This is a genomic window from Variovorax sp. 10N420 (genome assembly GCF_056394705.1).
Genome location: NZ_JBFTIJ010000023.1, coordinates 1 through 13820 on the forward strand (window position 1 = coordinate 1; position 13820 = coordinate 13820).

At 60.9% G+C, this 13820-nt stretch carries 17 protein-coding genes; 4 read left to right on the top strand and 13 right to left on the bottom strand.

Going from position 1 to position 13820, the window contains the following annotated elements; genetic code table 11:
- From AC1DEK_RS29155 to AC1DEK_RS29195, 9 genes are all read right to left on the bottom strand, one after another.
- Nucleotides 1-285: GTP-binding protein (locus AC1DEK_RS29155; protein ID WP_478128810.1), on the bottom strand; the 285-nt coding region annotated here is incomplete at its 3' end.
- A gap of 113 nt (nt 286-398) precedes the next feature.
- A complete protein-coding gene (gene fusA / locus AC1DEK_RS29160) occupies nt 399-2501 on the bottom strand; it encodes an elongation factor G (RefSeq protein WP_478128811.1) in 2103 nt (700 codons plus the stop codon).
- An 83-nt stretch (nt 2502-2584) separates the two neighbouring features.
- Nucleotides 2585-3058, bottom strand: a complete 474-nt coding sequence (rpsG, locus tag AC1DEK_RS29165) for a 30S ribosomal protein S7 (RefSeq protein ID WP_077002363.1) — start codon at nt 3056-3058, stop codon at nt 2585-2587.
- Nucleotides 3059-3201: 143 nt separating this feature from the next.
- On the bottom strand, nt 3202-3579 hold the full coding sequence (gene rpsL / locus AC1DEK_RS29170; protein ID WP_028249584.1) for a 30S ribosomal protein S12: 378 nt from the start codon (nt 3577-3579) through the stop codon (nt 3202-3204).
- A 174-nt stretch (nt 3580-3753) separates the two neighbouring features.
- Nucleotides 3754-4923 (bottom strand): D-alanyl-D-alanine carboxypeptidase family protein, encoded by a 1170-nt coding sequence (locus tag AC1DEK_RS29175; RefSeq protein WP_478128812.1) that lies wholly within the window; start codon nt 4921-4923, stop codon nt 3754-3756.
- 48 nt (nt 4924-4971) lie between these two features.
- A complete protein-coding gene (locus AC1DEK_RS29180; protein WP_478128813.1) occupies nt 4972-5604 on the bottom strand; it encodes an alpha/beta hydrolase in 633 nt (210 codons plus the stop codon).
- A gap of 10 nt (nt 5605-5614) precedes the next feature.
- A complete protein-coding gene (locus tag AC1DEK_RS29185; RefSeq protein WP_478128814.1) occupies nt 5615-5968 on the bottom strand; it encodes a (2Fe-2S) ferredoxin domain-containing protein in 354 nt (117 codons plus the stop codon).
- Nucleotides 5969-6027: 59 nt separating this feature from the next.
- Nucleotides 6028-7143 (bottom strand): VanZ family protein, encoded by a 1116-nt coding sequence (locus tag AC1DEK_RS29190; protein WP_478128815.1) that lies wholly within the window; start codon nt 7141-7143, stop codon nt 6028-6030.
- Between the two features lie 5 nt (nt 7144-7148).
- Nucleotides 7149-7577, bottom strand: a complete 429-nt coding sequence (locus AC1DEK_RS29195) for a CopD family protein (RefSeq protein ID WP_478128816.1) — start codon at nt 7575-7577, stop codon at nt 7149-7151.
- Nucleotides 7578-7879: 302 nt separating this feature from the next.
- Between AC1DEK_RS29195 and hemB the strand changes: the two genes are divergently transcribed.
- Entirely contained in the window at nt 7880-8884 is a 1005-nt protein-coding gene (hemB, locus tag AC1DEK_RS29200) for a porphobilinogen synthase (RefSeq protein ID WP_478128817.1), read from the top strand.
- Between the two features lie 97 nt (nt 8885-8981).
- On the opposite strand, the gene AC1DEK_RS29205 is transcribed toward hemB, so the two are convergent.
- Nucleotides 8982-9350: a DUF4148 domain-containing protein gene (locus AC1DEK_RS29205; RefSeq protein WP_478128818.1), complete on the bottom strand. Its 369-nt coding sequence runs from the start codon at nt 9348-9350 to the stop codon at nt 8982-8984.
- A 208-nt stretch (nt 9351-9558) separates the two neighbouring features.
- Nucleotides 9559-9909, bottom strand: coding sequence for an alpha/beta hydrolase (locus tag AC1DEK_RS29210; protein WP_478128819.1), 351 nt, complete (start codon nt 9907-9909; stop codon nt 9559-9561).
- Between the two features lie 151 nt (nt 9910-10060).
- On the opposite strand from AC1DEK_RS29210, the gene AC1DEK_RS29215 reads away from it, so the two are divergent.
- Nucleotides 10061-11014, top strand: coding sequence for a LysR family transcriptional regulator (locus AC1DEK_RS29215; protein ID WP_478128820.1), 954 nt, complete (start codon nt 10061-10063; stop codon nt 11012-11014).
- A gap of 12 nt (nt 11015-11026) precedes the next feature.
- Here AC1DEK_RS29215 and AC1DEK_RS29220 read toward each other — a convergent pair whose 3' ends face one another.
- Nucleotides 11027-11713, bottom strand: a complete 687-nt coding sequence (locus AC1DEK_RS29220) for a dienelactone hydrolase family protein (protein ID WP_478128821.1) — start codon at nt 11711-11713, stop codon at nt 11027-11029.
- 2 nt (nt 11714-11715) lie between these two features.
- A complete protein-coding gene (locus AC1DEK_RS29225; protein WP_478128822.1) occupies nt 11716-12336 on the bottom strand; it encodes a DsbA family protein in 621 nt (206 codons plus the stop codon).
- A 72-nt stretch (nt 12337-12408) separates the two neighbouring features.
- On the opposite strand from AC1DEK_RS29225, the gene AC1DEK_RS29230 reads away from it, so the two are divergent.
- Nucleotides 12409-13155, top strand: a complete 747-nt coding sequence (locus AC1DEK_RS29230; RefSeq protein ID WP_478128823.1) for an SDR family oxidoreductase — start codon at nt 12409-12411, stop codon at nt 13153-13155.
- Nucleotides 13156-13812 (top strand): MarC family protein, encoded by a 657-nt coding sequence (locus AC1DEK_RS29235; protein WP_478128824.1) that lies wholly within the window; start codon nt 13156-13158, stop codon nt 13810-13812.
- Nucleotides 13813-13820: the final 8 nt, after the last annotated feature.

The following is a 13820-nucleotide window of genomic DNA, read 5'->3' on the forward strand; positions in this document are numbered from 1 at the left end:
GTGAGTGATCATGTTCTTCACATAGTCAGCGTGCCCCGGGCAGTCCACGTGCGCATAGTGACGGTTGGCCGTCTCGTACTCCACGTGCGCGGTGTTGATCGTGATCCCGCGCGCCTTCTCTTCGGGCGCCGCGTCGATCTGGTCGTAGGCCTTAGCTTCGCCGCCGAACTTCGCCGACAGCACCGTCGCGATCGCCGCCGTCAGAGTCGTCTTGCCATGGTCAACGTGACCAATCGTGCCCACGTTCACGTGCGGCTTCGTGCGGGTGAATTTTCCTTTTGCCATTTTCTATCCTTGAAGAGCAGGCCCGTGTAGGGTTTTACGTCTGCACTGTGTTGCTGCTTCCCTCGCCACGGGCAACGAGGGGCACACAGTCGCAGACAACTGAAAATTCGAGCTTACTTGGCGCGGGATGCAACGATGGCTTCAGCAACGTTGCGGGGAGCCTCGGAATAGTGCTTGAATTCCATCGTGTAGGTGGCTCGACCTTGGGTCGCCGAGCGCAAAGTAGTCGAGTAGCCGAACATTTCGGACAAGGGGACTTCGGCCTTGATGACCTTGCCGCCACCGATCATGTCGTCCATGCCCTGGACCATGCCACGGCGAGAGGATAGATCGCCCATCACGTTACCCGCGTAATCTTCAGGCGTCTCGACTTCCACCGCCATCATCGGCTCGAGGATCACGGGGCTTGCCTTGCGGGCCCCTTCCTTGAAGCCGAAGATTGCGGCCATCTTGAATGCCATCTCGTTCGAGTCCACGTCGTGGTACGAGCCGAAATGCAGCGTGACCTTAACGTCTACGACCGGGTAACCCGCCAACACGCCTTGGCCCAGGGCTTCAATGACACCCTTTTCAACCGCGGGGATGTACTCGCGCGGCACCACGCCGCCCTTGATTGCGTCGACGAATTCGAAGCCCTTGCCAGCTTCGTTCGGCTCAAGCTTGAGCACAACGTGACCGTACTGTCCCTTACCGCCTGATTGACGGACGAACTTGCCTTCAGCATCTTCGACGGTCTTGCGGATGGTTTCGCGGTAAGCAACCTGCGGCTTGCCGACATTGGCTTCAACGCCAAACTCGCGCTTCATGCGATCAACGATGATTTCGAGGTGGAGCTCGCCCATGCCCGAAATAATGGTCTGCCCAGATTCTTCATCGGTTCGAACGCGGAACGATGGATCTTCCGAGGCGAGACGCTGCAGTGCGATGCCCATCTTTTCCTGATCGGCCTTGGTCTTCGGCTCCACGGCCTGCGAGATAACCGGCTCTGGGAACTCCATGCGCTCGAGGGTAATGACGGAGTCGGGATCGCAGAGCGTTTCGCCGGTAGTCACGTCTTTCAGTCCCACACAGGCGGCGATGTCGCCAGCGCGAATTTCCTCGATCTCCAAGCGCTCGTTAGCGTGCATCTGGACGATACGACCGATGCGCTCCTTCTTGCCCTTCACCGGGTTGTAAACCGTGTCGCCCTTGCTCAGCACGCCGGAATAGACACGCACGAATGTGAGTTGACCCACGTATGGATCGGTCATCAGCTTGAACGCCAAGGCAGAGAACTTTTCGGCGTCGTCCGGCTTACGATTTACTTCCTTTTCGTCCTCGTCGGTGCCTCCGACGGGCGGAATATCCAAAGGCGAAGGCATGAGCTCGATCACTGCGTCGAGCATGCGCTGCACACCCTTATTCTTGAACGCACTGCCGCACAGCATCGGCTGAATCTCGCCGGCAATTGTGCGCGTACGCAGACCCAGAGTGATTTCGGCCTCGCTGAGGTCGCCCTCTTCAAGGTACTTGTTCATCAGCTCCTCGGAAGCCTCGGCCGCGCTCTCGATCATCTTCTCGCGCCACTCCTTGGCCGACTCCAGCAACTCGGCGGGGATGTCGCGGAACTCGAACTTCATACCCTGCGAGGCCTCGTCCCAGAAGATTGCCTTCATCTTGCGCAGATCGACGACTCCCTGGAACTTGTCCTCGGCACCGATGGGGATCACGATTGGCACGGGATTGGCGCGTAGACGATCAACCATCATCTGACGAACGCGGAAGAAGTTGGCGCCGACGCGGTCCATCTTGTTCACAAATGCGAGGCGCGGCACCTTGTACTTGTTTGCTTGGCGCCAAACCGTTTCGGATTGGGGCTGCACGCCGCCGACCGAGTCGTACACCATCACGGCGCCGTCCAGCACGCGCATGGAACGCTCCACCTCGATCGTGAAGTCCACGTGACCGGGGGTGTCAATGATGTTAATACGGTGCTCGGGGAAGGAGTGGTCCATGCCCTTCCAGAAACAGGTCACGGCGGCAGACGTGATCGTGATGCCGCGCTCCTGCTCTTGCTCCATCCAGTCGGTGGTCGCCGCACCATCGTGCACCTCGCCCAGCTTATGGGTGACACCCGTGTAGAAAAGAATGCGCTCGGTCGTGGTGGTCTTGCCGGCGTCGATGTGCGCGGAAATACCAATGTTGCGGTAGCGCTCGATGGGGGTCTTGCGTGACATGAAATTACTCCATTAACGGATGAAAGCCCGCCCACCGCATCGGTGGGTCGGGCTTCCAGCCAGCCTGATTAGGGGACGACTCTTTAGAAGCGGAAGTGGCTGAAGGCCTTGTTCGCCTCGGCCATGCGGTGCACTTCGTCACGCTTCTTCATAGCACCACCACGGCCTTCGGTGGCTTCCATGAGTTCGTTGGCCAAACGCAGGGCCATCGACTTTTCGCCGCGCTTGCGGGCGGCCTCCTTGATCCAGCGCATCGAGAGGGCGAGACGGCGAACCGGACGCACTTCAACAGGCACCTGGTAGTTCGCACCACCAACCCGGCGCGACTTCACTTCGACCATCGGCTTCACATTGTTGATGGCGATCGTGAAGGCCTCCAGCGGGTCCTTGCCCGGGTTCTTCTTCTCGATCTGGTCCAAGGCACCATAGATGATGCGTTCTGCGACCGCCTTCTTGCCGCCTTCCATGATCACGTTCATGAATTTCGACAGCTCGACATTGCCGTACTTGGGATCCGGCAGGATTTCACGTTTGGGGACTTCGCGACGACGTGGCATATTTCTAACCTCTTTGCTTCAGTTGGCACCGGCTTCCGGCACCGCGAGAGCCGACTAGAGCCCTCACTTACTCGACCCAAAAGCGGGTCACTTCGCTCGATTGCCCGCCAAGGCAATTGAGCACCGCTGAACGACAGAAAGCGTTAAGCCTTCTTAGGGCGCTTTGCGCCGTACTTGGAGCGCGACTGCTTGCGATCCTTCACGCCCTGCAGGTCCAGGGAACCGCGAACGATGTGATAGCGAACTCCGGGCAGATCCTTTACACGACCGCCACGAACCAGCACGACGCTATGTTCCTGGAGATTGTGGCCTTCGCCGCCAATGTAGGAAATGACTTCGAAGCCATTGGTCAGGCGCACCTTGGCAACCTTGCGCAATGCCGAGTTCGGCTTCTTCGGGGTTGTGGTGTAGACCCGGGTGCAGACGCCACGACGTTGCGGCGAGTTCTGCATGGCAGGGCTCTTCGACTTGATCTTTTCGACCTCGCGACCCTGACGCACCAGTTGATTGATGGTTGGCATGAATGAATAAGTCCCAAAACACCCCGGCCAGATTCCTCTTCATGACGTGACATGGTGTAAGGAGGCCGGGAATAACGAAAACGTGAAACCCTTCGGATTTTTCCGAAAAGCCCGCGAGTATAGCAAGGCGGCAGATCCAGGGCAAATCAAAGACGATCGATTTCGCCGGGACTGCTACTTGATCCAGAGGCGGATTGCATCCCATGCACGGCCAAGGACACCTGCCTGATCAACTGCGCCAAGCGCCACCAGTGGCACGTCGGCGAGGGATTGATCTGCTAGCGTGATTTTCAGTGACCCGACCGGCTGATATTTGGCAAACGGGGCGACCAAAGGATCTGGACGGACCACTTGCGTCTTGATCTTGGTTGCGGAGCCTGCAGGAACTGCCACCACGATCGCCTCGGGCCTTCCCAGCTGGACAGTGCTCTCCTTGCCCTTCCAGACAGCAGGGGTCGCCACCGGTTGATTGGCCTCAAACAGGAGGACGTCATCAAACGACGTATAGCCCCAGTTCAAGAGCTTCTGGGATTCGTTGGCGCGCGCGTTTTCGCCGGAGGCCCCCAGCACGATCGAAATCAGGCGCCGCCCGCCGCTGAGGTTCGGGAAGTCGCGCTTGGCAGTCGCCACCAGGCAATAGCCCGCGGATTCGGTATGGCCTGTCTTGAGCCCATCGACCGTCGGATCGCGAAACAGCAGCAAATTCCGGCTGGTGTCGTTGGTGGAGGGTGTTCCCGGAAAGCGATACTTCTTGATCGCAAAGAAATGCATGTACTCGGGAAAGTCACGGATCAGTCGGGTCGCAAGGACGCCGAGATCACGCGCCGTGGTGGCTTGTCCCGGTGCCGCAAGCCCTTCCGGGTTCTTATAGACGGTGTTCTTTAGTCCGAGGACCTTGGCCTGATCGTTCATCGATTCGACGAAATGCTCGACGGTGCCTCCCACCGCTTCGGCCAGGACCATCGTGGCGTCGTTCGCCGACTGGACGATCATTCCCTTGATCAAATCTTCGGCCGGCACGTGCATTTTCGGATCGATGAACATACGCGAACCAGGCATCTTCCAGGCTCGAGCGCTGACTGGCAGTGGCTGTTCAAGAGTGATCTTCCTGGACTTCAGTGCATCGAAGACGAGATAGGCGGACATCAGCTTGGCCAGCGAACCGGGCTCGACAGGACTGTCGATGTCCTTCTGCGCCAGCATCTGGTTGGCCGTTACGTCCAGCAACAAGAAGCTGCGCGCAGCCACCTCCGGTGGTGCGGGCACTTGGGCGACCGCAGCTAGACAAAGGGAAGCGGCAGCGGCTACTGCAAACGCGCGCAGCGCCTTGACGAAGCGATTCATGAGGATGCGAAAAAGCGGACGCGGAAATTCGGGAATGCGAGGAGGAAGCTAGCCCGCGCGTAGGTGGCGGGTCACGAGATTCTTGAGCAGCGGCAATTGTCCGTGGAAGAAATGTCCGCCGCCCGGAACGACTGTCACAGGAAGTGCCTGCGGCCTTGCCCAGTCCATTACCGCAGCCAGCGGCACGGTGTCGTCCTGCTCGCCATGAATGACGAGAGCGCGTTCGTGCCACTCCGTCGGCAAACTGGAGACCGAAAATCGCGAGGCGGCCGTTCCGACGAGGACGATCTGGGAGATGTCCCGCGATCCCGAGAGCTTTTCGACGGCGCAACTCGCCACGAAGGCTCCGAACGAAAAACCGGCGATCGCCAAAGGCTCGCCAAGCGCCACTTGCTCGATCACGGAAAGCATGTCTTCGCATTCGCCGCGCCCTTCATCGTGGACGCCCTCGCTGGCCCCGATGCCGCGAAAATTGAAGCGCACCGCAATCCAGCCGCAGGCAACGAAAGCGCGAGCAAGCGTCTGGACGACCTTGTTGTCCATCGTCCCGCCAAAAAGCGGGTGAGGATGCGCGATGACTGCCACACCGCGCGGCGGGATTCCTTCAACCGCCGGGTCGCGGAGGACCTCGATGGCGCCAGCTGCGCCATTCAGCAGGAGTCTTTCAGTGTGCGAATTCATTGGCGGGAGATCAACGACCTACGTCCGGCGGGAGCAGCAGGCGCTCGACGACCTGGCCGTTTTTCAGGTGAGACTCGACGATTTCGTCGATGTCGTCCTTATCGACGAAGGTGTACCAGACGCCTTCCGGATAGACCACAGCCACAGGGCCGCCGGCGCATCGATCCAGGCAGCCCGCCTTGTTGACGCGGACCTTTCCCGGCCCGGACAATCCCGCCTCCTTGACGCGCGCCTTGCAGCGATCGAACCCGCCCTGGGCGTTGTGCTTGGAGCAAGAGTCTTCGCTGCTCTTGCGTTCGTTCAGGCAGAAGAAGATGTGGCGGCCGTAGTAACTCGCTGGCGCGGGGGGGCTTGTTCTGGACATCGGGTCATTGTAGGGAGCGCGGCAGCGCCGATGCATTCACGGGGACAAGGTCGCTCCGCCTAGGAGACTCCCCGTGAGCGACCCGACAACACCGCCAGGACATATCCCAAAGTGGCAAAGGGCCAGATCCATCCCAGCCACTGCGCCAGTCCATGGAATCGTATGAACCGCCCCTGCTCCCAAGTTGCGAGGGTCTGGGCAAAGTAGGCACTTTCCGGCGCCTGGTTCAACAGGCTGAGATGCACCACGACCGCCACAAGAAGCAATGCCGCGCAAAGCCGTCGCTTCGATGGCAGGAGAAGAACGCCCACGAAGAGCGCGGCCGCGATGCCGATCTGGACCGGCAGACTCAGCCAAGCCCACGCGTGCGTCGGACCGTAACTCAGGGCTGCCGACAAAGCCGTTGTCGCAATACCGACCAGCAGCGTCAGCGGCAGCAGTATTGCGCGGCGCACGATAGAGCGCGTGATCAAAAAACCGAGCAGGCAAGGCACCAATGCGCCCAGCATGACGCAGAGCATTTCCACGCCTGGGACCAGCGGCTCGAGCTCGAACTGGCGGACAGGCAGCCAGTCGATAAATGGCGTGTCCACAAGCCATTCGGAGATTCCGTTTTCGACACGCTCGAACACTTGCCCGAGGCCGAACGTTACCGCAGCGGGAAACAACAATGCGGGTGGCCAGAGTGCAAGCAGGACAAGGCCCCCGCGAGACTCTTCGACGAACCACGTGGAGCGGGTCCGATGCCAGTGCGCAACAGCGCCAAAGTGCTCGAATGCCACTGCGAGCACCGCTCCAAGAAGGGCTCCGGCGGTGTTCAGCCCCAGGTCGACGTTCGAGGGAATGCGCGCGGGCAGATAGCTTTGCAGAGTCTCCATTGCGAAGGAGACTGCCGCACCCACAGCTGTCGCGCGAAAAATGGTTGGGGCTGCGCCCGTTCCGGGCCGAGCGCGGACGATGGAGACGGCCGCCAGGAAACCCAATGGCAAGTAGCCCACGACGTTGATTCCAAAATCAAACGCTGTCCAGTATCTGGGCCATGGGGCAGCCAGGTATGCCCACGGAGCAATCCCCTGGTCGCGCCATTCGGAGAAAGGATAAAGGCTTGCGTAGACGATGAGCGCCGCGTACGCCAGTGTCAGCGGAAGGGCGACGGATTTGTGCGGCGCTGCCACGGGGCTCAGAAAGGCTTGACGACAACCAGCACTACGATTCCGAGCAAAAGAAACACCGGCAGTTCGTTGAACCATCGGTACCAGCGGTGACTGCGCCGGACATCGCCAGCCAGGAAGTGGCGCAAGAGCACGCCGCATGCGTGGTGGTAACCGATCACGAGAAGCACCAGCGCCAGCTTCGCGTGCATCCAGTCGTTGCCGGGACCGCGGCCAATGCCATAGCCGAGCCATAGCCAGGCGCCGAAGCCGATTGCCGGGACCGCGAGGAATGTAGTGAAGCGAAAAAGCTTTCGCGCCATGAGCAAAAGCCGCGCACGTTCCGAAACTGACTCGGGCGCGACCATCGCCAGATTGACGAAGATTCGCGGCAAATAGAACAGGCCCGCAAACCAGCTGGTGATGAAGACGATGTGCAGCGATTTGACCCAAAGCATGGTGCTGCAGTGTAGTGGGTGTGCCTGAAGGCAAAAAAAAGCCCGGCGCCAAAAACGCCGGGCTGGGAAGCCCTTTTGCTGTCACACATCAAGGCACCCGCTCAGGGAGGAAAAGCGGGGAGCGGCAAGCCGCCCAAGACAGAATTTAACAAAGGCAAAACAACCTATCAAGCTAACGGTGACTTTTTTCGAACATTCGGCTTGGAAACGCAACAAGAAGAGTTCGTTTTCGCGCGATTTTGTTTGGAGCTGACTCAAAGAGGCCAAAGAGTTCTCGGATGTCTTGGGGCACAATTTTCGACATGACCCTTCATGCCCCCTTCCCCGCAGGTCGGCCGCGCCGCCTTCGCCGGGACGCCTTCACGCGCAACCTGGTACGCGAGCACAGGCTCTCGGCGCACGACCTGATCTATCCCGTTTTCGTGCAAGAAGGGGAAAAGCGACGCGACGCGGTCCCCTCGATGCCGGGGGTGGAGCGGCTGAGCCTGGACACCCTTTTGCTCGTGGCCGAGGAATGCGTTGAACTGGGCGTTCCGGTGATCGCCTTGTTTCCCGTGATCGACCCAAGTCTCAAGACGCCGGGAGGCGATGAAGCTTGCAATCCGAACGGCCTGGTTCCGCGGGTGGTTGCGGCGTTGAAGGCAAGGTTCCCGGAACTCGGAGTGATGACCGACGTCGCGCTGGACCCTTACACCAGCCATGGCCAGGACGGCCTCCTCGACGAGACCGGGTACATCCTCAACGATCCCACAGTAGAAGTACTGGTCAAGCAGGCACTCACGCAATCGCAGGCAGGCGTGGACATCGTGGCACCAAGCGACATGATGGACGGCCGGATCGGCGCGATCCGCCATGCGCTGGAAGCGCGTGGCGACATTCACACGCGGATCATGGCCTACAGCGCGAAGTACGCCAGCGCCTTCTATGGGCCATTTCGCGATGCGGTCGGTTCGGCCACAAACCTTGGCAAGAGCAACAAGAAGGTCTACCAGATGGACCCCGGCAACAGCGACGAAGCCTTGCGCGAAGTCGCGATTGACATCGCCGAGGGCGCGGACATGGTGATGGTCAAGCCCGGGATGCCGTACCTCGACATTGTTCGGCGAGTGAAGGACGAGTTCCATGTGCCGACATTCGCCTACCAGGTAAGCGGTGAATACGCGATGCTCAAGGCGGCGGCACAGAACGGTTGGCTCGACCACGACGGAGTGATGCTCGAGAGCCTCCTGGCATTCAAGCGGGCCGGGGCTGATGGTGTGCTCACCTATTTCGCGCTCGAGGCAGCGCGGCTGCTGAAGCAGGGTTGAGAGGCAAACGAGGCTGCAGCAGGCACATAAAAAAAGAGCCGGTCGGCGCTCGCGCGCCGTCCGGCTCTTTTTTTATTTGCTCAGCAGACAGCCAGAATTACTTGGCCGTGGCTGCGCCTTCCTTTTGGGCTTGAACGCGCGGCTGAGCCTGATTGTTCATGGTCGAGATCACACGGCTGTTCACGCGCGAACCAGCCGATACGTTCTGGTCCGGAGCGCTCGCGGTGGCGATGGCTTGAGCGCGAACCGTGGCCGAATCAGCGACTGGCTTGAACGGCTCCGCACCACGGGAACCGCGGGGGATGTTCTGGTCAGCGGCGGAAGCGGCACGAATGGCTTCGGCACCGACTTCGTCGCGGCTCTTTGCCGAGACGCTCGTTTGCACGCCTTGGTACGTTTCGGCCTGAGCGCCTGCGGCAGCGAGGATCGAGAGAGCGGCAGCGGCGAGGATTTTCGAGGTCTTCATTTTTCAGTTCCTTTGATTCGTCGGAGTTTTTGAGCCAGGCTCGCTGTCGCTGGCCTGTGCGTTGAAGTTTCCGGTGAATCACCATGGGGAAAACACTGAGAAAAGAGACACGGCGTTTCCTCGGCGGAAACAATGTTGTGCCCTATTGCAGCCAGCCTGAAGCTGGACCCGCGCGCTTGCGAGATCCGGCTCCGTCGCGATCCGAGGATCAGAGACCAGCTTGTTGCGTCACCGGACGCACGATGTTGTATTGCGACGGAATGACGCTGTTCACAAAAGCTTTGCGATCCAGGTTCTGGTTCGCTTCGTGAGCCGTCGCGACTGCTTGGGCGCGGATGGCCGAGCGATCAGCAGAAGCGGTCAGTGCAGGTGCCACGCGCGACGACGTTGCTTCGGCATACGGGTTGTCGGTGCGGGCTGCAACGACGGCTTGCGCATTCACGTCGGCGCGGCTGTTTGCAGACACCGGTGCGTGAACGCCGTCATAGGTTTCGGCTTGCGCACCAGCGGCGGCGAGAATCGAGAGAGCGGCTGCAGCGATGATCTTCAAGGCGTTCATTTCAGTGTTCCTTCATTGACTTGGGAGGGATGTCGTTCATCCAGATCAGCCTTCGCTGTTCTGTGAGGTGGAAGCTTACGACTGAAGAGTAGGTATAAACCCCTATGAAAATGAACCGCCGTGTTCGTCAAACAGAAACAATAGGAATTGAATGGACGGTCTTGATCTACTCAAAACCTTTCGCGAAGTTGCCGCCCGAGGCAGCTTTTCGCGCGCGGCAACCGCGCTCGGCATGTCCAAGGCTAACGTCAGCAAGTACGTGGCCCATCTCGAAGAGCGGTTCGGCGTACGGCTGCTCAACCGCTCGACGCGCTCCGTCAGCTTGACCGACGCCGGCCACTTGCTGCTCGAGCGTAGCAAGCCGCTGATGGAAATGATCGAACTCACGCAAAGTGAACTGCAGGATCACGCCGGCCATCCGCGTGGACGGCTGCGGATCACGGCGCCGCACGGGCTCGCCCAGAGCACATTCCCTGACTTGGTTGGCGAGTTCATGTCCATGTACCCGGATGTGCACTTGAGCCTGCACATGAGCAACCGTGTCATCGACCTGGTCGAGGAAGGCGTCGACATCGCTCTGCGCCTCGGACGCATCCGAGACGAAAACCTGATCGTCCGGCGATTGCAGGTGATGGATCTGGCGCTTTGCGCCACACCCAGCTATTGGGCCAAGCGCGGCCTGCCCGAAAAGCCGGACGACATGCGCCAGCATGACGTCCTGACGTACTCATTGCTGGGCACCACGCCGAGCCTGCCGTTCGAGGTCGACGGAGAGCCCTACAGCGTTCCGGTGTCCAGCCGCATGGACGCCAACGACACCGCCTTGCTGACGGCCATTGCGCTCACCGGACTCGGCGCGGTGTGCGTTCCGATGGCGATGGCTCAGCCCCACATCGAGCGCGGTGCGCTCGTGCCGGTGTTGAAGGACTACATGCCGACCGATCTATGGCTGTATGCGGCATATACCCAGCGCCGCCACAACAGTGCCGCACTGCGCGCGCTGCTCGACTTCCTGGAGTTGCGCATCCGAAAGTCAGAGCGACCGATCAAATCGACGCGGCGCATTGCGCCCCGGCGCCGCAGCCCGGCAAAGGCGCCGAGCTGAGGCTCCCTGCGCTCAAGCAGCGAGATGCTTGGCGAAGAAGGCGACGGTCCGTTGCCGTGCAAGCTTGGCGGCTTCGGCGTCATAGGAGCCGCGCTGATCGCAGTTGAAACCGTGTCCGCATTCGTAGACATGCACCTCGACGTCAGGATGCGCCTTCTTGAAAGCTTCAACTGTGTCGAGTGGGATCCAGTGGTCATTGCTGCCGAAGTGCGCGAGCACCGGCACATTCGGTTTGAGCGCGCTTTCCTCCGGCGTGGTCATTCCGCCGCCGTAGTAAGGCGCCGCGGCCGCGAGGCCGGACACCTTTGCCGCGGCGCGCCACGTCAGCAGGCCGCCCCAGCAATAACCCACGATGCCGACCTTGCCGGCCTTCGCTGCATAGTCGACTGCCGCCTGCAAGTCCTGCAGCACGCCCGGAGCCGGAAGGGCTTCGACGGCCGTCTTCAGCGCGAAGCCGGCCTTCATGTCGTCTTCCGAGTAGCCCAGCTCGACGCCCTGCTTCACGCGGTGGAAAGTCGCCGGCGCGACCGCCAGGTAGCCATCGGCGGCATAGCCGTCCGCCACGGAGCGGATGTGCGAATTCACGCCAAAAATCTCCTGAACGACCACCACGGCGCCCTTGGGCTTGCCGGACGGCTCCGCGACATACGCGGGAAACTTGAAGCCGTCTTTGGCGGTGAGTTCGATAAATTGACCCATGGTCATGCTCCTGCGGTTGATGGTTGTTGTTTGAGGGCTCGTTCGACGAACTCCAGGCGATCCTGGCCCCAGAAGATTTCGCCATCGACGACATAGCTGGGTGCGCCAAAGACCTTGGCGTCGATCGCCTGCTGTGTGTAGTCCTCGTAGCGCTCCTGCACGGCCTGGCTGAGCGACTGCTCGACCCGGCGCGGCGAAAGCCCGTGCTCGGTGACGAGCGCCTCGAGCACCTTCGGATCGGCAATGTTGCGCTCTTGCACCCACACAGCGGCAAAGATGGCGCCGCAGAGCTTCAACGCGACTTCGGTGCCGTCGTGGAGGTCTACCGCGATGATGAGCCGTGCCGCGTCGTCGCTGGCAACAGGAAAGAACTTGGGCTTCAGGTTCAGCGGAATGTCCAGGTGACGCGAAAAGCGAGCGAGTTCGACCAGCCTGTAGGCCTGCCGCTGCGGCGCGCGCTTGCCCAGAGGGAGGCCGCCGGAAACCGGAAAAACCGCGCCGACGTCGATCGGCCTTATCCGCACATCGGCATTGCAGGACTTTGCAATGTCGGTGAATCTCGCATGCCCGAGATAGGTCCATGGGCTTTGCGGCGTGAAGTAGTAGTCGATGCTGCGGCTCACGGGCGTCTCCTCGGTGTGTAATCCATGCGGTCGTTTTTAACTGAGGCACGGCTTCCGTGCAGGAGATGGGATTTGAACCAGGTGCTTCTGATCACCGGCGGCAGCCGTGGAATCGGCGCCGCTACCGCCCTGCTGGCTGCGCAGCGAGGGTACGCGGTCGCGATCAACTACACGCGCAATTCGCTGGCTGCCGACGAGGTCGTCCGAACCATCCGCGCAGGCGGCGGAACCGCAATCACAGTGCAAGCCGACGTGGGCGATGAAGCGCAGGTGCGGGCCATGTTCGAGAAGGTGGACGCCAAGCTCGGCCCGCTGACCGGGCTGGTCAACAACGCCGGTGTGGTCGACATGCAGGCGCGAGTGGACGAGATGACGGTGGAGCGTCTTGAACGCATGATGCGCATCAACGTGATCGGCAGCTTCGTGTGCGCCCGCGAGGCCGTCCGGCGCATGAGCACGCGGCACGGCGGGAGCGGCGGCGCCATCGTGAACCTCTCCAGCGCCGCGGCGCGGCTCGGATCGCCGGGCCAGTACGTCGACTACGCGGCGAGCAAGGGCGCCATCGACAGCTTCACCATCGGCTTGGCCAAGGAGGTTGCCGATGAAGGCATTCGCGTCAATGCCGTGCGGCCTGGGCTGATCGACACCGAGATCCATGCGTCCGGCGGACTTCCCGATCGGGCTGCGCAGCTCGCACCGACTGTCCCCATGAAGCGCACAGGCAGCGCCGAAGAAGTCGCCAACGGAATTGTCTGGCTGCTTTCGGCAGAGGCGAGCTACGTCACGGCAACAATTCTCGATGTGACAGGCGGGCGCTAGATGGCCAACCAGACGATGGACCTGATCAAGCCGCTGATCACGCTGCTGGCCATCGTGAACCCCCTGGCGATCGTGCCGTTCTTCATCCACTATACGCACGGTTGCACCGAACAGCAGCGCAGGCGCACAGCCTGGGTGTCCGCTTTCAGTGCGTTCGTCGTGATAGCGGTCAGCGCGCTATTGGGGCTGCAGCTGCTTTCGTTCTTCGGCATCTCGATCGCGAGCTTTCAGGTCGGTGGGGGCATGTTGCTGCTGATGAGTTCCCTGAGCATGCTCAACGCTCAGCCGGCCGAATCGAAATCCACTAGCGACGAAATCCGCGCAGCCGAAGTGAAGGCTTCACTCGGCGCCTCCATTGCGGTGGTGCCGCTCACCATTCCGTTGCTGACCGGACCGGCGACCATGTCGACGGTGGTCATCTTTGCCGAAAGAGCGCAGCACGTCTGGGAACTCGCGGTCCTGGTCGGCTACGGCGTCGTGATCGGTGTCGCGACCGGCGTCACGTTTTCGCTGGCGGAGCCGATCGCGAGAGTGCTTGGCAAGACGGGCATCAACGTGATGACGCGTTTGATGGGGCTTATCCTCGCCGCCTTGGCGGTCGAAGTGATGTCCGTCGGACTCAGTACGCTCTTTCCGGTGCTTCGTCGGACCCTTTGAAGCTGCGG